Source organism: Planococcus beigongshangi, from assembly GCF_016820495.1.
GTDB classification, from domain to species: Bacteria; Bacillota; Bacilli; order Bacillales_A; family Planococcaceae; genus Planococcus; species Planococcus beigongshangi.
Map to the genome: position 1 here is coordinate 1 of NZ_JADHDU010000005.1, position 20,285 is coordinate 20,285.

22 protein-coding genes are annotated in these 20,285 nt (G+C 48.3%); 19 read left to right on the forward strand and 3 right to left on the reverse strand.

The window, feature by feature from the left end; translation table 11 throughout:
• Nucleotides 1-563 (forward strand): group II intron maturase-specific domain-containing protein (locus IQ294_RS11750; protein WP_284699729.1); only part of this gene is annotated, 563 nt, incomplete at its 5' end.
• A gap of 188 nt (nucleotides 564-751) precedes the next feature.
• Nucleotides 752-1,117 (forward strand): YhjD family protein, encoded by a 366-nt coding sequence (locus IQ294_RS11755; protein ID WP_203334249.1) that lies wholly within the window; start codon nucleotides 752-754, stop codon nucleotides 1,115-1,117.
• Here the strand turns inward: IQ294_RS11755 and IQ294_RS11760 are convergent.
• On the reverse strand, nucleotides 1,114-1,665 hold the full coding sequence (locus IQ294_RS11760) for a competence protein ComK (RefSeq protein ID WP_203334250.1): 552 nt from the start codon (nucleotides 1,663-1,665) through the stop codon (nucleotides 1,114-1,116). The two genes, IQ294_RS11755 and IQ294_RS11760, sit on opposite strands and share 4 nt — an antisense overlap.
• Before the next feature lie 178 nt (nucleotides 1,666-1,843).
• Here IQ294_RS11760 and IQ294_RS11765 point away from each other — a divergent pair, with 178 nt between their 5' ends.
• The 4 genes from IQ294_RS11765 (at nucleotide 1,844) to IQ294_RS11780 (ending at nucleotide 8,335) form a co-directional block, all read left to right on the forward strand.
• Nucleotides 1,844-2,083 (forward strand): IDEAL domain-containing protein, encoded by a 240-nt coding sequence (locus IQ294_RS11765; protein ID WP_203334251.1) that lies wholly within the window; start codon nucleotides 1,844-1,846, stop codon nucleotides 2,081-2,083.
• A gap of 137 nt (nucleotides 2,084-2,220) precedes the next feature.
• The gene (gene uvrB, locus IQ294_RS11770) at nucleotides 2,221-4,203 is read left to right on the forward strand and encodes an excinuclease ABC subunit UvrB (protein WP_203334252.1); all 1,983 of its coding nucleotides are present in this window, start codon (nucleotides 2,221-2,223) and stop codon (nucleotides 4,201-4,203) included.
• Nucleotides 4,204-4,208: 5 nt separating this feature from the next.
• Nucleotides 4,209-7,091 carry an excinuclease ABC subunit UvrA gene (gene uvrA / locus IQ294_RS11775; protein ID WP_203334253.1) on the forward strand — a complete coding sequence of 961 codons (2,883 nt, stop codon included), beginning with the start codon at nucleotides 4,209-4,211 and terminating at the stop codon, nucleotides 7,089-7,091.
• A gap of 74 nt (nucleotides 7,092-7,165) precedes the next feature.
• Nucleotides 7,166-8,335, forward strand: coding sequence for a DUF4097 family beta strand repeat-containing protein (locus IQ294_RS11780; RefSeq protein ID WP_203334254.1), 1,170 nt, complete (start codon nucleotides 7,166-7,168; stop codon nucleotides 8,333-8,335).
• 53 nt (nucleotides 8,336-8,388) lie between these two features.
• Here IQ294_RS11780 and IQ294_RS11785 read toward each other — a convergent pair whose 3' ends face one another.
• On the reverse strand, nucleotides 8,389-9,003 hold the full coding sequence (locus IQ294_RS11785; RefSeq protein WP_203334255.1) for a YIP1 family protein: 615 nt from the start codon (nucleotides 9,001-9,003) through the stop codon (nucleotides 8,389-8,391).
• 107 nt (nucleotides 9,004-9,110) lie between these two features.
• Nucleotides 9,111-9,530, reverse strand: coding sequence for a DUF1801 domain-containing protein (locus tag IQ294_RS11790; RefSeq protein ID WP_203334256.1), 420 nt, complete (start codon nucleotides 9,528-9,530; stop codon nucleotides 9,111-9,113).
• A 242-nt stretch (nucleotides 9,531-9,772) separates the two neighbouring features.
• On the opposite strand from IQ294_RS11790, the gene hprK reads away from it, so the two are divergent.
• The 13 genes from hprK (at nucleotide 9,773) to hisIE (ending at nucleotide 20,234) form a co-directional block, all read left to right on the forward strand.
• Nucleotides 9,773-10,699: an HPr(Ser) kinase/phosphatase gene (gene hprK / locus IQ294_RS11795; protein ID WP_203334257.1), complete on the forward strand. Its 927-nt coding sequence runs from the start codon at nucleotides 9,773-9,775 to the stop codon at nucleotides 10,697-10,699.
• Between the two features lie 21 nt (nucleotides 10,700-10,720).
• Entirely contained in the window at nucleotides 10,721-11,608 is an 888-nt protein-coding gene (gene lgt / locus IQ294_RS11800; protein ID WP_203334258.1) for a prolipoprotein diacylglyceryl transferase, read from the forward strand.
• Between the two features lie 41 nt (nucleotides 11,609-11,649).
• Nucleotides 11,650-12,585, forward strand: a complete 936-nt coding sequence (locus IQ294_RS11805) for a nucleoside recognition domain-containing protein (RefSeq protein WP_203334259.1) — start codon at nucleotides 11,650-11,652, stop codon at nucleotides 12,583-12,585.
• On the forward strand, nucleotides 12,582-13,235 hold the full coding sequence (gene ppaX / locus IQ294_RS11810; protein WP_203334260.1) for a pyrophosphatase PpaX: 654 nt from the start codon (nucleotides 12,582-12,584) through the stop codon (nucleotides 13,233-13,235). Before IQ294_RS11805 ends, ppaX begins: the two co-directional genes overlap by 4 nt.
• Nucleotides 13,232-13,753: an acyltransferase gene (locus IQ294_RS11815; RefSeq protein ID WP_203334261.1), complete on the forward strand. Its 522-nt coding sequence runs from the start codon at nucleotides 13,232-13,234 to the stop codon at nucleotides 13,751-13,753. Before ppaX ends, IQ294_RS11815 begins: the two co-directional genes overlap by 4 nt.
• Nucleotides 13,754-13,871: 118 nt before the next feature.
• Nucleotides 13,872-15,035 (forward strand): ATP phosphoribosyltransferase regulatory subunit, encoded by a 1,164-nt coding sequence (locus IQ294_RS11820; RefSeq protein ID WP_203334262.1) that lies wholly within the window; start codon nucleotides 13,872-13,874, stop codon nucleotides 15,033-15,035.
• On the forward strand, nucleotides 15,028-15,642 hold the full coding sequence (gene hisG, locus IQ294_RS11825) for an ATP phosphoribosyltransferase (protein WP_203334263.1): 615 nt from the start codon (nucleotides 15,028-15,030) through the stop codon (nucleotides 15,640-15,642). The genes IQ294_RS11820 and hisG overlap by 8 nt, the downstream gene beginning before the upstream one ends.
• Nucleotides 15,643-15,650: 8 nt before the next feature.
• Nucleotides 15,651-16,931, forward strand: a complete 1,281-nt coding sequence (gene hisD, locus IQ294_RS11830; RefSeq protein ID WP_203334264.1) for a histidinol dehydrogenase — start codon at nucleotides 15,651-15,653, stop codon at nucleotides 16,929-16,931.
• Nucleotides 16,931-17,518, forward strand: coding sequence for an imidazoleglycerol-phosphate dehydratase HisB (gene hisB, locus IQ294_RS11835; protein WP_432419958.1), 588 nt, complete (start codon nucleotides 16,931-16,933; stop codon nucleotides 17,516-17,518). Before hisD ends, hisB begins: the two co-directional genes overlap by 1 nt.
• Nucleotides 17,515-18,168, forward strand: a complete 654-nt coding sequence (hisH, locus tag IQ294_RS11840; protein WP_203334266.1) for an imidazole glycerol phosphate synthase subunit HisH — start codon at nucleotides 17,515-17,517, stop codon at nucleotides 18,166-18,168. Before hisB ends, hisH begins: the two co-directional genes overlap by 4 nt.
• Nucleotides 18,137-18,865, forward strand: coding sequence for a 1-(5-phosphoribosyl)-5-[(5-phosphoribosylamino)methylideneamino]imidazole-4-carboxamide isomerase (gene hisA, locus IQ294_RS11845; RefSeq protein ID WP_203334267.1), 729 nt, complete (start codon nucleotides 18,137-18,139; stop codon nucleotides 18,863-18,865). Before hisH ends, hisA begins: the two co-directional genes overlap by 32 nt.
• Nucleotides 18,859-19,611, forward strand: a complete 753-nt coding sequence (hisF, locus tag IQ294_RS11850) for an imidazole glycerol phosphate synthase subunit HisF (RefSeq protein ID WP_203334268.1) — start codon at nucleotides 18,859-18,861, stop codon at nucleotides 19,609-19,611. Before hisA ends, hisF begins: the two co-directional genes overlap by 7 nt.
• Entirely contained in the window at nucleotides 19,608-20,234 is a 627-nt protein-coding gene (gene hisIE, locus IQ294_RS11855; RefSeq protein WP_203334269.1) for a bifunctional phosphoribosyl-AMP cyclohydrolase/phosphoribosyl-ATP diphosphatase HisIE, read from the forward strand. Before hisF ends, hisIE begins: the two co-directional genes overlap by 4 nt.
• Nucleotides 20,235-20,285: the final 51 nt, after the last annotated feature.

The window sequence follows — 20,285 nt, forward strand, 5'->3', positions numbered from 1 at the left end:
AAGAACCGTTGTTCACGGAAAGAGGCATATCAATAGAAGGAAAGCTGAAGTTGAAAGTGAATACCAGCAAATCAGCTGTAGACCGACCATGGAAGCGGAAATTCCTTGGATTCAGCTTTACGCCTCACAAAGAGCCGAAGGTGCGGATTGCCAAAGTGAGTATCAACCGGATGAAAGACAGAGTCCGAGAGATTACCTCACGAAAGAAACCGTACTCGGTGGAAGTTCGAATCGAGAAGCTGAACCAATACCTGACGGGCTGGTGCGGTTATTTTGCGTTGGCAGATACACCGAGTATATTCAAAGACCTCGAATCGTGGATTCGAAGAAGACTCCGCATGTGCATGTGGAAGGATTGGAAGAAGTCGAGCACAAAAGTGCGAAAGCTCACTGGACTAGGCATTTCGAAAGGAAAGGCGTACGAATGGGGCAACTCACGCAAAAGCTATTGGCGGATTTCCAAGAGTCCGGTATTGCATAGAGCCCTCGGAAACTCCTACTGGAGTTCCCAAGAGCTCAAAAGTCTGGTAGCACGTTATGAAACTTTGTGTTACGTATCTTAATTGAACCGCCGTATACCGAACGGTACGGACGGTGGTGTGAGAGGTCGGGAGTTAATCGCTCCCTCCTACTCGATTTTCAAGTATTGCAATTATGGAAATAGGAAGTACAATTAAAACAAGAACAAGAGTTCTTGTTTTTCGGATGACAGAATATTTATCGATGGTCAATTCATGAAGGGGGTAAGGTGATGCCTTTGATTCCGCAGGAAGAGATGCTGCATTTTGAAAACATGATTTACCTTCCGATGGTTCTGATCGTCCTGGAACGGGACAGAGAGCTGATCCAAAACGGCCCATTTAAACTGAAGCGCCCTTATCTGGGGATTCTGGAAGGCGCGATCAAACAAGTGCAGAAGGAATTGGACAAAACAAAAATACATATGCGGACGCATCAGATGAATCTGAAAAAAGGAGTCGCTGATGATACCTTCACCGAATATGTATTACATCATAAAGGTTTTGAAGATCATCGGCGCTACTTGAATGTGCGACTGCGAAACCGGGTCGAAGAACTGGTCCGCACTTATTTCTCCCAGGCAGAGTTGAAAGCTTAGTCGGATGGATGCCTGGGACGGACCGGCATCGGCCGTTTTGTGATATAAGTCAGCTGCTGTTTATGCTGGTTCTGCGCTTTTTTGAAATAGCGCCGCAGTGAACCGGCAAAAGAATGCTGGTTGCGAAGTGCAATGGCGGAGACATCCAGGGCCACAGTCTGGCCATTGCTGAGATAGACGACGCAGCCGCCGCGCTCATCACTTTCGATCAGGTCGATTGCATCGTAATTGAACCAGACGGATTCTTTGTTCTTCGGTGAATGGGTTGGGAAAAAGATCAACGGATTCCCGTAATATTCACCGACGATAATCGGGGGTTTGTGTTTTACGCCTATAGCCTTTTGCGCGTAAAGTGTAGCACTGACAAGAGACCCCCGGTAAAACGAACAGGAGCCGGTAATGGTTTTATAGGCAGTCTGTTCTATCAGGAATTCACTTCGGTCTTCAATGACACGTGTCAGTAAACGCGTACCATCAATATGTGGAATCAGCGCGTACGTACTGTTTGAAATAGTATATGAGAAGGGATTATATATCTTACGACCCATGCTAAAACACCCCCAAAATTTACTTTGTTCTCCCTATTATAATAATAATTGGAAAATATACAATCTTTTTAATTTTTAAATTCCAAAGTGTTTCCTTATCGTTGGAATTTTCTAAAAAATCGTTGTTCTTTTTTTATGAATCATGTATACTAATGAAAAGCATTCGGGGTGAGGTAGAATGGAAAACTATTATTCTTATGCTGATTTCATGAAGGCGATGGCACAAACCAAGAAAGTTTCCGAAGCGGAGAAATTATTGAACGAGATTTATCTGGATCTTTTCCTTAAACACGTTCACCGCTCCCAGCAGGAAGAACAGCTCATGAAACTGATCGACGACGCCCTGGACTCAAACGACCGCGATTCATTCTATGAATACAGCCGGCAATTGCAGGCTTTGAAATGTGAAGATTCCTAATGATAAGAGAACCGCTCTTCCGGAGCGGTTCTTTTTTTATGCAGAAAAACCAACGAAAAACATACGTTCGCTTTTTGTTAGGGTAATTTTAGGGCATATGATAAAATAAAGGTATGAAAAACGGGAGGACTTTAAATATGAAACAGGAATTTAATCTGCAGGCACCTTATGAACCAGCCGGCGATCAGCCGGCGGCAATTACTGAACTGACCCAAGGCATCATCAACGGCAAGCGTTACCAGACGCTGCTCGGTGCAACCGGGACAGGAAAGACGTATACGATGTCGAATGTTATCCAGCAAGTGAAAAAGCCGACACTTGTCATGGCTCACAATAAAACATTGGCGGGACAGCTTTACAGCGAATTCAAGGAATTTTTCCCGGACAATGCTGTAGAATACTTTGTCAGTTATTATGATTATTATCAGCCGGAAGCGTATGTGCCGCAATCGGATACTTATATAGAAAAAGACGCAAGCATCAATGATGAAATCGATAAGCTTCGCCATTCTGCCACGTCATCGCTGTTTGAACGCGATGATGTGATTGTCATTGCCTCCGTGTCTTGCATTTACGGGCTCGGTTCCCCGAAAGAATACCGGGAACTGGTGGTTTCATTGCGCAAAGGGATGGAAATTGAACGCAATCAATTATTGAGGAAACTGGTGGATGTTCAATACGAGCGGAACGATATCAATTTTATCCGCGGAACATTTCGGGTGCGCGGGGATGTCGTAGAGATTTTCCCGGCATCTCGCGATGAACGATGCCTTCGTGTCGAATTTTTCGGCGATGAAATTGACCGTATCCGAGAAGTGGACGCGCTGACAGGTGAAATCATCGGCGAACGTGAACATGTCGCGATTTTCCCGGCATCCCACTTCGTTACGCGTGAAGAGAAAATGGTCAAGGCGATTGAAAATATTGAAGCGGAACTTGAAGAACGGCTGAAGGAAATGCGTGCAGAAGACAAGCTGCTGGAAGCGCAGCGGTTAGAACAGCGTACACGCTACGACCTGGAAATGATGCGGGAAATGGGCTTTTGCTCAGGCATCGAAAACTATTCGCGCCACCTGACCTTGAGACCTCCGGGTGCGCAGCCTTATACGCTGATCGATTATTTTCCGGATGATTTCCTGCTGGTCGTCGATGAAAGCCATGTGACCCTGCCGCAGGTGCGCGGCATGTTCAATGGTGACCAGGCGCGCAAAAAAGTGCTGGTGGACCATGGTTTCCGTCTGCCTTCAGCAATGGACAACCGCCCGCTGACATTCGAGGAATTCGAAAAGCATATCAAACAAGCCGTATTTGTTTCAGCAACCCCAGGTCCTTATGAACTCGAACACACACCGGAAATGGTCGAACAGATCATCCGGCCGACAGGACTCCTGGATCCTACCATCGAAATCCGTCCGATTGAGGGACAGATTGATGATCTGATGGATGAAATCCGGATCCGCTCGGAGCGGAATGAACGTGTATTGGTAACAACTCTGACTAAGAAAATGTCTGAAGACCTGACAGCCTATCTGAAGGAAGCGGGAGTCAAAGTGAATTATCTCCATTCCGAGATCAAGACACTTGAGCGCATCGAAATCATCCGCGAACTGCGGATGGGTGTCTACGATGTGCTTGTCGGCATCAACCTGCTGCGTGAGGGCCTCGATATTCCGGAAGTGTCATTGGTGACGATCCTGGATGCCGACAAAGAAGGCTTCCTGCGGTCCGAACGATCACTCATCCAGACGATGGGCCGGGCCGCAAGGAATGCAAATGGCCAAGTTATCATGTACGCTGACAAAATAACGGATTCAATGCAAAAAGCGATCGATGAAACGACGCGCCGGCGGACGATCCAGGCTGCATATAATGAAGAGCACGGCATCACACCGATTACCATACAGAAGAAAATCCGCGACGTCATCCGTGCCACTGTGGATTCGGAAGAAGCGGAAGAATACGTATCAAAAGCGACATCAGGCAAAAAACTCAAAAAAGAAGACCGCATGAAGCTGATCGCTTTATTGGAATCGGAAATGAAAGCAGCAGCGAAAGCGCTCGATTTCGAAAAGGCGGCCGAACTGCGAGATACAGTGCTTGAACTGAAAGCGGAAGGGTGAGCAGATTGAAAAACCAGGAAATTAAAATACAAGGTGCGCGAGCGCATAACTTAAAAAATATTGATATAACAATCCCTCGAGATAAATTGGTGGTCATGACCGGCTTATCCGGATCGGGCAAATCGTCGCTTGCCTTCGATACAATCTATGCAGAAGGGCAGCGCCGGTATGTAGAATCGCTGTCCTCTTATGCACGGCAGTTTCTGGGGCAGATGGACAAGCCGGATGTCGACCTCATCGAGGGATTGTCCCCCGCCATTTCCATCGATCAAAAAACAACCAGTAAAAATCCGCGTTCGACGGTTGCGACCGTAACGGAAATCTATGATTATATGCGGTTGATGTATGCGCGTGTCGGAAAAGCGATATGTCCGAACCATGGCATTGAAATTTCTTCGCAGACCATCGAGCAGATGGTCGACCGTCTGCTCGTGTACCCGGAGCGCACGAAAATGCAGATTCTCGCTCCTCTCGTCGAAGGCAGAAAAGGCACGCATGCCAAGTTATTTGAAGACATCAAGAAACAGGGATATGTCCGTGTCCGGGTCAACGGAGACCTGATCGACCTTGATGACAACATCGAATTGGATAAAAATAAAAAACATTCCATCGAAGTTGTCATCGACCGCATCGTCATGAAAGAGGGAATTGCGCCGCGGCTCAGCGACTCGCTGGAATCTGCGCTCCGCCTCAGCGACGGCCGAGTTCTTGTCGATGTCATGGAACAGGAGGAATTGCTGTTCAGTGAACATCATGCCTGTCCGATCTGCGGCTTTTCAATCGGTGAGCTGGAACCGCGGATGTTTTCATTCAACTCACCTTTTGGTGCATGTCCGGAATGTGATGGACTTGGACACAAGCTGGAAGTGGATCCGGATCTCGTCATTCCGGAGTGGAGCCTGTCTTTGAACGAGCACGCCATTGCGCCTTGGAAACCGACAAGTTCACAATATTACCCGCAATTGCTGAAAGCGATGTGCAAACATTTCAAAATTGATATGGATGCACCGGTCAGCGAATTGCCGGAAGAACATATCAATCTGGTATTAAGAGGTTCCAAGGACCAAAAAATCCGTTTCCGCTACACGAATGAATATGGCCAAACAAGGGACAACCATATTTATTTCGAAGGTGTGCTGTCGAACGTCGACCGCCGCTACCGCGAAACCTCATCGGATTATACCCGTGAGCAAATGGAGAAATACATGGCGGAGCAGGCTTGTCCAACTTGTGAAGGGCATCGCCTCAAACCCGAATCGCTGGCAGTCAAAGTGAACGGTCTGCATATCGGGAAGGTTTCGGAATTCTCGATCACCGAAGCGGATGAATTTTTCAAAAACCTGGAGCTCTCGGAAAAGGATATGCAGATTTCATTATTGATCCTGCGTGAGATCAAAGAGCGGCTTGGCTTCCTGATCAATGTCGGACTTGATTATCTGACGCTGAACCGGGCTTCAGGCACCATGTCCGGTGGTGAAGCGCAGCGGATCCGCCTGGCAACGCAAATCGGATCACGGCTTTCCGGAGTCCTCTATATACTGGATGAACCGTCGATCGGGCTGCATCAGCGGGATAACGACCGGCTTATCGCGACATTGAAAAATATGCGGGATATCGGAAATACGCTGATTGTCGTCGAACATGATGAAGATACGATGCTTGCTGCGGATTATCTGATTGATATCGGGCCAGGCGCCGGCGTACACGGCGGAGAAATCATTGCCGCCGGGACTCCTGAAAAAGTGATGAAAAACAGGAAGTCATTGACGGGCCAATACTTAAGCGGGAAAAAATTCATTCCGCTGCCGGCTGAGCGCAGAGTTTCGGACGGACGGATGATTTCGATCCGGGGAGCAAGCGAAAATAATTTGAAGAAAGTGGATATAGATATCCCGATCGGCGTCTTTACAGCTGTAACCGGCGTATCGGGTTCCGGCAAAAGTACACTGGTCAATGAAATCCTTTATAAGACATTGGCAAGCAAGCTGAACCGCGCGAAGATAAAGCCGGGCAAAACTGAATCGGTCAAAGGCTATGAAGATCTTGAGAAGGTCATCGATATCGACCAATCGCCGATCGGGCGCACACCAAGGTCGAATCCGGCAACTTATACAGGGGTGTTCGACGATATCCGCGACGTCTATGCAAAAACGAACGAAGCGAAAGTGCGCGGCTATCAAAAAGGAAGATTCAGTTTTAACGTCAAGGGCGGCCGCTGTGAAGCATGCCGCGGAGATGGTATTATAAAAATAGAAATGCATTTCCTGCCGGACGTCTACGTGCCATGTGAAGTTTGCCATGGCAAACGCTATAACCGGGAGACGCTGGAAGTGAAATATAAAGATAAAAGCATTGCGGATGTATTGGCGATGACTGTGGAAGATGCCTATACATTTTTCGAAAATGTTCCCAAGATCAACCGCAAACTGAAGACAATCGTAGATGTCGGACTCGGTTATGTGACGATGGGTCAGCCGGCTACAACCTTGTCGGGCGGTGAAGCGCAGCGGGTGAAACTGGCTTCGGAACTTCACAAGCGTTCCAACGGAAAATCCTTCTATATCCTTGATGAGCCGACCACCGGCCTTCATGCAGACGATATTTCGAGACTGCTGGAAGTGTTGCAGCGCCTGGTGGATAACGGCGATACGGTCCTGACGATCGAACATAATCTTGATGTCATCAAAACGGCCGATTACCTGATCGACCTGGGTCCTGAAGGTGGCGATAAAGGCGGTACGATTGTTGCGACAGGGACACCGGAAGAAATCTCGGCGGTGGAAGAATCGTATACCGGAAAATACCTGAAGCCGATTCTTGAACGTGACCGTGCGAGAATGGAAGCGAAAGTCAGCAAGGCCAGCCGCAGAAAAAAAGCGGCAAAATGAAACCTTTTCAGGCACCGGACGTATTTATTGAATAAGAAATTCTTTATAAATGAACGATGAGGAGGCCGCAATACATGCAGAGCGAAAAAGAACGCATATTGGACATGGTTGAAAAAGGCACGATAACGCCAAGGGAAGCAGTTGAATTGCTGAAGGCGATTGACGGTGGAGGCGGTTCAGGCCGGGATTCATCATATGGCCGTGAAGATTATGGACGCCGAGATAAACGTGGAAAACGCGGATTCTTCAGACCGGAAGATATGGTCAAGAAAATCTCAAAAGATTTCTCAAAAGATTTTTCAAGAAAAGCTTCGAGTGATATCAATCAATTAGGTGACCGGATGATGCAATTCATGCAGACTTCTGTGGGCAAATTGAAGACGATGGAATTTGACTCGCCGTTCGGTGAAGCTTATCAATTCAACCAAACATTTTCTGAAGAAAATGCGGATATCAGCACAGTCATTGCTGATATTGCAAACGGCCAATTGGAAATCTATCCTTCACAGGATGGGACGCTGCGTGCTGAATGCAGTGTGAAAGCCTACCGCGCTGAATCGGAAGATCATGCGAAACGTGATTTCAATGATAAGTTCATCTTTATTGCCGATGATCATAAACTCCGCATCATCAGCGAATTGAAGACGACGCAGGTGAATATCGTTCTATACGTTCCCGCTGAAGAATTCAATCAGATCACTGTCCGCCTATTCAATGGTGGCTTCACGATGAAACGCATCGACGCCGCTTTATTGAAAGTGAAGACGGCAAACGGCAAAATCGAATTGAAGAATGGCGAATTCGATGATGCTGAACTGGAAACTGCAAATGGTGCAATCCATGTGCAGGATGTTAAAGGGAAAGTGCTTGAAACAGAGACGCTGAATGGCCGCATTTATGTGGACGGGGATGTTCAGACGATTGAAACGAAATCACTGAACGGCAACGTAGTCGTGACTTCCCGCTGTAAAGAAGCACGGAAAGTCGAAGCGAAAACGCTGGCCGGCAATGTGGAATTATACATTCCTTCCCATTTGCCGCTAAAAGGCCAGGTCTCTTCCAACCTCGGGAAAATGGATGTCTTGCTGTCTGACGTGGATCATACGCATGAACAGGGACAATTCATGCAGAAAACAACCCGTTTTTCAAAAGAAAATGGAACGGAACCGGCAGCGGCACCGATGCTCGTATACGGAGAAACAAAAACAGGATCTGTCTTGGTGCGGTATTTGACAGTTGAATAAAATATAATAAGAGGCCACATATCCTGTGGCCTCTTTTTTCATTGTGACTATTTTCAGATCAGAAACAGGATGAAGCCGATAGCGATCAGCATACCCAGCAAGATAAAAATGCCGACTAGTGTCATGACGACACCGAAACCGCGCCAGCTTGAGAATCCATGGACGACGCCAATCGCTTTAGAAGAAATGACGATCGTCCACATGGAAGCAGTCAGGGTGAACAACAATAAGATAAGATATGCACCGAGCGGTATGGAAGTCAGATTGAAATCAGCGGGTGCTGCAAAAAATTGACGGCCATATATCCATACATAAATCATGTAGACAGGTAAGATGAAAATCTGTGGAATCATCATGGGGCCGACTGCAATCGCCATTTCACGCATCTTCCCGTGCCCGCCGTATAATTTTCCGATAACTGTATAGAGCAATGTGCTGACGCCGACATTTATGAGGCCGCTCACCATTGCCATGATGATGATGCCGACAGCGAGTCCGGCCGTTGACATGTCCTGAAACCATCCGGAATCCTGCAGGGCGACCAAGACGGCGCCGATTCCTGCAATGCATGCCAGTATAATGGATAAACCAAGCTTATTGTGGTTGATAAGTTGACGCACCGTTTCTTTCGGCTGCGTCCAAATCGATAGTAATGGATTTAATTCCATAGAAAAATTCCCCCGTATGCTTAGATTGCTCTATCGTATCTCTTTTCTGTTCGTAAAATCGGACCCGGCTATGAATAATTAGCCTATTATGCCCAGCAGGCTTTCAGTCATGAAGGATATAGCATTTGGATGTCGGCAATGGATTTGACGATCATTTTTTTCAGTGCCTCTTCATCGATGTCAGCAAGCTTATTGACATATACACAGGATTTACCGGAAGTGTGTTTGCCAAGATCCTTCAATAGAGGTTCGTTCTCACCCTCGCTTGTTCCGATATACAAGCTTATTTTCGCTTTGCGCGGTGAAAATCCGACGAGTGGTGCATCGCCTTCATGGCCAGTGGCATAGACATAATGATAAGAGCCGAAACCGATGATGCTTGGTCCCCACATCTTCGCGGGATGGCCGGAAAGCTCTTCAAAAATCTCCAATAGCCGGTAGGCGTCCTGACGCTTCTTCGGATTTTCCACCTGCTCGATGAATTCGATGACATCTGCGTCGTTTTGCGTCGTTTTCTGTTCGTACAAATTGACCCCTCATCTCTTTTGATTTATTTGAAAATTTCGATATCCATTCTTGAATCCATTTTACCAGATGAGGGGCTGCGGTAAAGAAAAATTTAAGATCCACCAAACTGCAGGCGAATCAAAAAGAGTCGGCTTTGCTTTTATTTACAGGTATCCATGTTAGAATAATTACATTAATGCGTAAAATAAACAGAAATGCAAAAGGCTTCGGAACTTTTGCAGAAGAGGGATGAGGGAAGAAGATGGGTCAGGTAAGTACCAAACAAGTTATGGAAATGTTCGATTTAAAATTGATCAGCGGTGAAGAAGGAATCGGCCGTCATATTCCAATCAGTGATATATCACGTCCCGGTCTGGAAATGGCGGGGTACTTTACTCATTATCCGGCAAACCGTGTACAGTTGCTCGGCAAAACTGAATTGTCATTTTTCGCCATGCTGGAAGAAGCTGAACGAAAAGACCGGATGCTGAAGCTATGCACGGATGATACACCAGCCATTATCATCGCGCACGACGAGAAAGTGCCGCAGGAATTGATCGATGCGTCTTCAAAGAAACATGTGCCTGTATTGAGCACTAAAATGTCGACGACAAGGTTTTCCAGTTTACTGACGAATTTCCTGGAAAGCAAACTGGCGCCTACTACTGCACTCCATGGCGTCTTAGTGGATATATATGGAGTAGGTGTACTGATCACTGGTAAAAGCGGTGTCGGGAAAAGCGAGACTGCGCTTGAATTAGTCAAAAAAGGGCACCGGTTGGTCGCGGACGATTGTGTGGAGATTCATCAGGAAGGTGAAAATACGCTGGTCGGGCATCCGCCCAAACTGATCGAGCATCTGCTTGAAATACGTGGTGTCGGCATCATCGACATCATGACTTTGTTCGGAGCAAGTGCCGTCCGCACGTTTAAACGGATTTCATTGGTCATCGACCTGGAGATCTGGGATCCTGAAAAAACATATGACCGCTTGGGCCTGGAAGAGGAGAAGATGCGTATCATCGACACGGATCTTACTAAACTGACCATTCCTGTCCGTCCAGGGCGAAATTTATCAGTTATAATTGAAGTTGCGGCAATGAATTACCGCTTGAAGCTGATGGGAGTCAATGCAGCGGAAGAATTTTCAAAACGTCTGGACGATGTAATATCGCAGGATACAAACTAAAGGAATAGGCAGGTGCAGTAAATGTTATCAGTTTTAGGGTCGATTGATCCGATTGCCTTCAGCTTAGGGCCAATCGATGTCCATTGGTATGGCGTAATTATCGCTACCGGGATCGTCATCGCATTCTTGGTCGGGCAGCGCGAAATGGTCAAAAGGGGAATGCATCCTGATTTCTTGACGGATCTTCTGATTTGGGCAGTGCCTCTCGCAATCGTGGGGGCAAGAATCTACTATGTAATATTTGAATGGGACAAGTATAAAGACAATCCGGGCGAGATCATCGCGGTCTGGAACGGGGGGCTCGCCATTCACGGAGCTTTGATCATGTCAATCATCGTCGCCTATATTTTTACATCAAAACGAAACACTCCATTTTTAAAAGTGGCGGATATTTTGGCGCCGAGCATTTTGATCGGCCAGGCGGTCGGCCGATGGGGTAATTTCATGAATCAGGAAGCGCACGGCGGAGAAGTATCGAGATCATTTTTGGAAAGCCTCTTCATCCCAGATTGGATCATCAATCATATGTACATAGATGGAGCTTATTATCATCCGACGTTTTTATATGAGTCTCTATGGAGTCTTGCTGGCATCATCATCCTGCTTTGGCTGCGCCGGGTCAATCTGGTGCGCGGCGAAATGTTCTTCTTCTATATGATATGGTATTCTGTCGGCCGCTACTTCATCGAAGGAATGCGGACAGACAGCTTGTACGTATTTGGCATAGAAGGTCTGCGTACGGCTCAGCTTGTTTCAATCCTTGCGATCATCATCGCAGCGGTGCTGATCGTCTACCGCAGGATCACATTGCCGGATCCGGCAAGATACCTGGACGCACCGACTGAACCGAAAAAGAAGCAGGGTCATGTAAATCAGAATAAAAATAAAAAAAACAAGAAAAAGAAGTAGGAAAATCATTAAAAGGTTAAATAGAAAGTAGCGATGTAAGAATGTCAACGCTTAAGAATGGCCTGAAGGCGGGCCTTAAAACTACATGGTCGCTCGGGAAAATCATTTTCCCGATCACCTTGCTCGTCACTATACTTCAATTCACTCCGGTGCTGCCATTCATCATTGAAATGATAGCGCCTTTTATGGGGATTTTCGGATTAAGCGGAGACGCAGCGATTCCTTTGGTATTGGGAAATATGCTGAATCTGTATGCCGGGATTGCCGGTATTCTCTCGCTGGAGTTGACTGTCAAAGAAGTGTTCATTTTGGCCGTCATGCTGTCGTTTTCCCATAATATCTTCATCGAAACGGGTGTCGCACTCAAAGTTGGGGTGAAGTTATGGGTGGTGCTGGTTGTCCGTTTCGGACTCGCGGCCCTGTCAGCTATCATCATCAATCTCGTGTGGTCAGGCGGCGGTGAAATCGCCCAATACGGATTCACTCCTGAAGCAGCAGCTGCACCGGAAGGGTGGCTGGCGATCTTCCTGCTCGGTCTGGAAAAAGCAGGTTTCGGTGTTCTCCAATTGGCGATGATTGTAATTCCATTGATGCTGGCCATCCAGATTTTAAAAGATACGAAATATCTGTATCGCATTTCCGATAAGATGGGCCCGTTGACACGCATCCTGGGCGTTCAGAAAAACGCTTCGCTGACATTGGCTTCAGGTCTGGTGTTCGGCCTTGCGATGGGAGCAGGCGTGATGATTCAGGCTGTACAGGAAGACGGAGTCAGCAAAAAAGATGCGACACTGGTCTTCATATTCCTGGTGGCCTGCCACGCAATCGTGGAAGATACGCTGATTTTCATCCCGCTCGGCATCCCGATCTGGCCGCTTCTGGCAATTCGGGTCGTTACGGCACTGGTATTGACCATCTTCATTTCTTATCTTTGGCGCAGAGCTGAAGAAAACCGGAAGGAAGTGTTTTCTGCATGACCAAGAGTATTACGACTTTATTATTCGATTTTGACGGAACGTTATTGAATACGAATGAACTGATCATCCATACTTTTTCAACTGTACTGGATAAACATTTCCCGGACAGCTATGGACGTGAAGACATACTGGAATTTATCGGCCCTTCATTGAATCAGACATTTGAACTGATTGCGCCCGCGCAGGCAGAAGAGCTGGTCAAGGAATACCGGCAGCTCAATCTTCTGCTGCATGATGAGATGGTGACGGAGTATGAAGGTGTCGGAGAAACGCTTCAACTGCTGAAAAAGATGGGCATGAAGATGGCCATCGTGTCTACTAAGAGGAAAGAAACCATTCTTCATGGCTTGCGGCTGATGGGTGTATCTGAATTATTCGATGCAGTCATCAGCCTGGATGACGTTGAACATCCGAAGCCGAATCCGGAACCGATTTTGAAAGCGTTGAACGAATTGGCGGCCAGCCCATCCGAATCGCTGATGATCGGTGATAATTCCCATGATATCGAAGGTGGTAAAAATGCCGGCGTCCGGACAGCAGGCGTTGCCTGGTCGGTGAAGGGCGAAGAATACCTGGCTTCACTGAATCCGGATTATATGCTGAAGCATATAACTGATTTACTGGAAATCGTGAAAGAGGAAACGGCATGAGGAAGACCGAGCGGCATTTTGTTACTGGAGCGAACTCGTTATGGCATATTTATAAGACCGTCCCTTTCTGGAAAGTGGCAAGGAATTTCATCGTCATCCAGATGGCCCGTTACACGCCATTTCTGCCGATGAAAAACTGGCTTTATAAAACTTTTCTTGGCATGAAAGTGGGGGAGCAGTCTTCTTTTGCCTTGATGGTCATGCCGGATGTCATGTTCCCGGAACGTATCTCGGTCGGAAAAAATTCAGTGATCGGCTATAACACGACGATCCTGGCACATGAGTATCTGATCGAAGAATATCGTCTGGGCGATGTCATCATCGGTGACCGTGTATTGATCGGAGCAAACAGCACCATACTGCCCGGCATCACCATCGGCGACGGCGCAATCGTATCAGCGGCGACACTCGTGCACAAAGATGTACCAGCCGGCGCTTTTGTCGGCGGCAATCCGATGCAGCTCATTTATACAGCAGAACAAATGGCCGAGCGCCAGCAGGAATCCCAAGAGCAATAGGCTCTTGGGATTTTTTTTGCCTTATTCTTGACCATCGGACCACAATTGCGCTAAAATAATAATTACTTTATTGTATTAGTGAACTAAAGTAAAATATCCATAAATAGGAAGTGCTGTTATGTTAATAGAAATGTTCGAAAAGCCACTGGGCATGCGTGACGATTTTCCTTCTATAGTAAAGAGGAAATCTAAACTCAGCGCAGCGGGTATAAAGAGAATGGAGCAATACGGCTACGAAATGCTTCAGACACCGAGCCTTGAATATTACGAAACCATCGGCAAGATTTCTGCCATCGCTGATAACCAGCTCTTCAAACTGCTGGACAATCAGGGGCAGACTCTCGTGCTGCGCCCGGATATGACGTCACCGATCGCACGGGTTGCCGCATCGAAATTATTGAAAGAGAAGATGCCCGTACGACTGGGCTATTATTCGAATGTCTTCCGCGCCCAGCTGCGTGAAGGCGGGCGCCCTGCGGAGTTCGAACAAATGGGTGTCGAATTGATCGGGGATGAATCAATTTACGCCGATGCGGAAGTCATCCTGCTCGCAACTCAAATCCTCCGGGACCTCTCCATCGGCTCTGGCAAGATTGTCATTGGCCACACACAGCTTCTGCAGCAGGTGCTCCGGGGCTATGGGCTCGAAGAAGCAATGGTTGAAAAATTACGCGCTGAGATGGTCGCCAAAAACAAAGTGGCTTATGAAAACCTTGTTGATGCATTAACGGTCGGGGCAGAAGAAAAAGCATCTCTGAAATCGATTCTGAATGCTACGAAACTGGATGAATGGGAACCTTGGATCGACCGGAAAGATGCTGTTCAACTTTCGTTGTATGAAGGGATGCGGCGCTTAAAATCCATCCTTGACCGCAACGGACTGGAGCCATTTGTAACGTACGACCTGTCTTTCACAAGCCATATGACGTATTACACTGGCATGGTATTCGAAGTCTACGGGGAAGGCAGCGGCTTTCCGCTTGGCAACGGAGGACGTTACGACGGTCTGATGAAACAATTCGGGCTGCATGTCGGCGCCACCGGTTTCGGCCTCCGGGTCGATCGCCTGCTGGAAGCGATGCCGGCTGAAGTTCAGCAGGCGGAAAATGCCCTCATTTTATTCAATGAAAACAACGAAGACCTGGCACATGAAAAAGCTAAGGAATTGCGAAAGAGTGGCGTGAATGCGACGCTTCAATTCGCTTCGGCGGTAAATGCGCTGGATGAATTCAGCTCTCTTTTCAGCCAGGTGATCCGACTGGATGGTGGACAAAATGGATAAATTAACGATTGCGATGCCGAAAGGGCGGATTTTTGAAGAAGCATATGAATTATTGCTGCAGGCAGGATTCGATCTGCCAGCAGAACTGGATGATTCCCGTAAATTGATCGTGGAAGCTCCTCAGGAAGGATTTCGGTTCATCCTGTCGAAACCGATGGATGTGCCGGTTTATGTGGAACATGGCGTAGCCGATATCGGGATTGCCGGTAAAGATGTGCTGCTTGAGCAGGCACGTGACGTCCATGAATTGCTGGATTTGGAGATCAGCCGCTGTTATATAGCGACGGCGGGATTGCCGAATACGGAAATGGATGAAATGACGCCGCGCATTGCGACGAAATATCCCGAAATCGCGTCCCAGTTTTTCCGGAGCCGCGGAGAACAGGTGGAAATTATTGAATTGAACGGTTCGATTGAACTTGCGCCGATGATCGGCCTGGCAGAACGCATTGTGGATATCGTATCGACCGGTAAAACCCTGAAGGAAAATGGACTGGTCGAGTACGATAAAATTGCGGATATCACTTCTCGCCTCATTGCGAATCCTGTCAGTTACCGCTTGAAGCAGCAGCGGATCGATGAACTTGTAAAGCGTTTGAGAAAGTAGGTGATGGCATGAGAATTAAACGATTATCCTCTGACGTATCAATCAGAAGGAGCTCCGCGGCAGCAACGGATGAACAGCTGCAGGCAGTAAAAGATATCATCCGGGAAGTGCGGGAGGATGGGGATGCCGCATTATTCCGTTTCGCCAGGAAATGGGACAAGGCTGAGTTTACCGATTTACGCGTCAGCCAGGAGGAAATAAAGCAGGCGGTTGAACGTTTTGACCCGCAATTATTGAGCGACCTGACAGAAGCGGCATATAATATCAGACGCTATCATGAGGAACAAAAGCAGGAAGGCTATCGAGTCGTTCACGAAAATGGATCCTATGTCGGACAGCGCGTGACTGCCATTGAATCTGCCGGCTTGTATGTTCCGGGCGGCACGGCGGCTTACCCTTCATCTGTTCTGATGAATGTGATTCCAGCCCAAGCGGCGGGTGTCGGACGCATTGTTCTGATGTCACCACCTTCAGAAGACGGCAGTTTAACGGACGGCGTTCTGGCAGCGGCACATATCCTGGGCATCGATGAGATTTATAAATCCGGAGGGGCGCAGGCGATTGCGGCATTGGCATACGGTACGGAATCCATCGCACCGGTGGATAAAATAACCGGTCCCGGCAATATTTATGTGGCGCTGGCAAAAAGTGAAGTGAACGGGGATGTTGCAATCGATATGATTGCAGGGCCAAGCGAAATTGCGATAATTGCTGACGGCACCGCTTATCCGGATGAAATAGCTGCGGACTTATTGTCCCAGGCTGAACATGATCCGATGGCGAGCGCTGTGTTATTGACGGATGATGAAAAGTTAGCGGAGAATGTCACCCGTGAAATTGAAAAACAGCTCGCGGAATTGCCGAGGCAATCCATTGCAAGAGCGGCAATCGATGGGTTTGGCGCAATTTATCTGGGGGAAACCATGGAACAACTGGTCACAGCGGCAAATCAGCTGGCACCGGAGCATCTTGAAATAATGACAGCTGACGCCGAAAGTGTGGCGGACCAGATCAAACATGCAGGCGCCATTTTTATCGGACGCTATTCATCTGAGCCTGTCGGTGATTATTTTGCCGGCACCAATCACGTTCTTCCGACGAACAGCACGGCACGTTTTTCGAGCGCCTTATCCGTATACGACTTTGTGAAACGAACGAGCATCATCCACTACAGTGAACAGGCATGGCAGGAAAATAAAGACAAGATTGCCCGCCTGGCCAGGCTTGAAGGACTTGAAGCGCATGCGCGTGCAGTGGAATCACGGCAATGGGAAAAGGAGAAAAAATGATGAGACGAGCGGAATTGATACGCAATACAAATGAAACGAAAGTGGACGTAACCTTCTCGCTGGATGGTGAAGGGAAAGCGGAAATCGAGACAGGTGTGCCCTTCATGGACCACATGCTCGACCTATTCATCAAACACGGCCTATTTGATGGAACCATTAAAGCGGACGGGGATACACATATCGATGACCACCACACGACAGAGGATATCGGTATTGTGCTGGGTCAGGCCGTGCGCGAAGCATTAGGTGATAAAAAGGGGATCCGCCGCTATGGCAATGCGTTTGTTCCGATGGATGACGCGCTGGCACAGGTTGTCATTGACTGCTCGAACCGCCCGCACCTGGAATTCCGGGGAGAAATCCCGAATGCGAAAGTCGGTGATTTCGATACGGAGCTGGTCTATGAGTTCTTGTGGAAATTCGCACTTGAATCCCGTATGAATGTCCATGTCATCATCCATTACGGCAAAAATACGCATCACATCATTGAAGCTGTTTTCAAGGCGCTGGCACGTGCGCTGGATGAGGCGACCGGAATCGATGCGCGTGTCAAAGGAGTTCCTTCGACAAAGGGGTTGCTCACATGATCGTCGGCATCATCGATTACGGCATGGGAAATCTGTTCAGTGTGGAACAGGCGCTGAAAAAACTGGGATGCACCGTCATCTTATCGGACGATCCGCAGACGCTGCTGGAAGCGGAAGCGATTCTCCTACCCGGTGTCGGAGCATTTCCGGATGCCATGAAACTGCTGGATGAAAAAGGCTTGTCGGATTTTATCCGTTCACTGCCGGGGCAGGGGATTCCACTGCTCGGCATCTGCCTCGGCATGCAGCTGTTATATGAAGAAAGTGCGGAAATCAGACAGACGGCAGGCCTTGGTCTGCTGACCGGAAAAGTGCGACGCTTTGAAAAAGGCACCTACAGGATCCCGCATATGGGCTGGAATCGCCTGGAGTTTAGTACAATGCCATTTTGGCTGGAAAATCTTCAAGTCGATACCCATGTCTATTTTGTGCATTCATTTTATATAACGGAGACGAAAGCGGAAGAAGTTTTTGCCTCCGCATCGTATGGCAATGTTGAAGTTCCGGGAGTTGTCGGGGACGGCCTCATCACAGGCATGCAATTCCACCCCGAAAAATCCGGGGATTTCGGCCGTTATTTATTGGAACAATGGATCGCGAACGTCAGGGGGAATAAAAATGAGCAAGTTTCAAATCTATCCGGCAATTGACTTAAGAGGCGGCAAATGTGTCCGCCTTTTCCAGGGAGATTACGGCAAGGAAACGGTATACGGGGATTCACCGGTGGCGATGGCACAGAAATTTGCGGACGCCGGAGCCGAATGGCTGCATATGGTGGATCTTGACGGCGCAAAAGATGGACAGCGCATCAATAGTGAATGGGTCATCGAAGCGGCGAAATTAGGCTTGAAAGTTCAGGTTGGCGGCGGCATTCGAACGCGGGAAGATATCGCATATTACCTGGAGAACGGGGTGGCGCGTGTCATCATCGGCAGCATGGCCATACGGAAGCCGGAGCTGGTCATTTCATTCATCGAAGAATTCGGAAGTGATCGGATCGTCATCGGCATTGACGCAAAAGAGGGCATGGCCGCGACTGAAGGATGGATTGAAACTTCCGGCCAATCAGCTGCAGAAACCGCGAAATTCTTCACGGCAAATGGAGCGAAGCACTTCATCTATACCGATATTGCGACAGACGGCACGCTGGCAGGGCCGAATATCGAAGCCAACCGTAAATTGGTGGACAGCGGATCTGCGGAAGTGATCGTCTCCGGCGGCATCGGCACGCTTGAAGATGTGCGGAACGTCAAAGCGGCAGCGGTCGACAGTCCGGTAGCGGGCGTCATCATCGGCAAAGCGCTTTACGAGGAGCGGTTTACATTAGAGGAGGCGCTGTCATGCTGACAAAACGCATTATCCCCTGCCTGGATGTAAAAGAAGGGCGCGTGGTCAAAGGCGTCAGTTTCGTTTCCCTGAAAGACGCCGGAGACCCGGTGGAACTGGCGCGTTTTTATGACAGGCAAGGGGCCGATGAACTGGTGTTCCTTGATATATCCGCTTCGCATGAAGGCAAGGAAACGATGGTCGAAGTGGTGAAGATCGTCGCGAGTGAATTGTCGATTCCATTTACAGTAGGCGGTGGCATTCGCACACTCGACGACATGAAGCGGATGCTGCGGGCCGGAGCGGACAAGGTTTCATTGAATACGGCAGCGCTCGACCGTCCGGAACTGATCAAAGAAGGTGCAGAATTTTTCGGCTCCCAGTGCATCGTCGTGGCGATTGATGCCAAATGGAACGGAGAGGGCTGGGACGTCTATACGCACGGCGGCCGCAATAAAACCGCTTGGGGAGCAGTAGAGTGGGCGAAACGGTGCGTAGAGCTCGGTGCCGGCGAATTGCTGCTGACGAGCATGGATAAAGACGGTTCAAAGGATGGTTTTGACCTGGCATTGACCAAGGCTGTCAGAGAAGCAGTGGAAGTTCCGGTCATCGCCAGTGGCGGAGCAGGAAACCGTGAACATTTCAAGGAAGTCTTTGATCAAGTGGATGCAGACGCGGCGCTCGCCGCTTCCATCTTCCATTATAAAGAAACGAGTATTGCAGAAGTGAAGGATTACCTGCGCACAGAAGGAGTGAATGTCAGATGACAGAATTGAAATATGATAAAGACGGGCTGGTTCCGGTTATTATCCAGGACAGTGAAACAAAACTGGTGCTCACTCTGGCGTACGCCAGTGCAGAAGCGCTTGAAAAAACGATGGCTGACGGAGAAACATGGCTCTTTTCCAGAAGCCGCCAGGAATTATGGAATAAAGGGGCGACGAGCGGTAATACCCAAAAAGTGATTTCCGTACGTGTGGACTGTGACGGCGATGCGGTCATTTATGAAGTGGTTCCGAACGGGCCAGCCTGCCATACGGGTGAACAATCATGCTTCAATGAAACGATTTACGGAGACAACAGGAAATCGGCAGGGGATATGCTCGATGAACTGAAAGGTTTGATCCGCGACCGCCAAAAAGAAATGCCGGAAGGCGCTTATACCACCTATCTTTTCGAAGAAGGAGTGGATAAAATCTGCAAGAAAGTCGGCGAAGAAGCGGCAGAAGTGATCATTGCTGCGAAAAACCGGGACGCTGAAGAACTGTCGATGGAAACGGCCGACCTGTTTTATCATGTAATGGTGCTGCTGCAGGAACAGGGCGTCGATTTGGACCAGGTAATGGATGTTCTGAAAGAGCGCCACCAGACAAAATCACCGAGTAAATAAGCCGCGCATATGATATAATTATATGATAATGAAGCAAAGGGCGATTGCGGT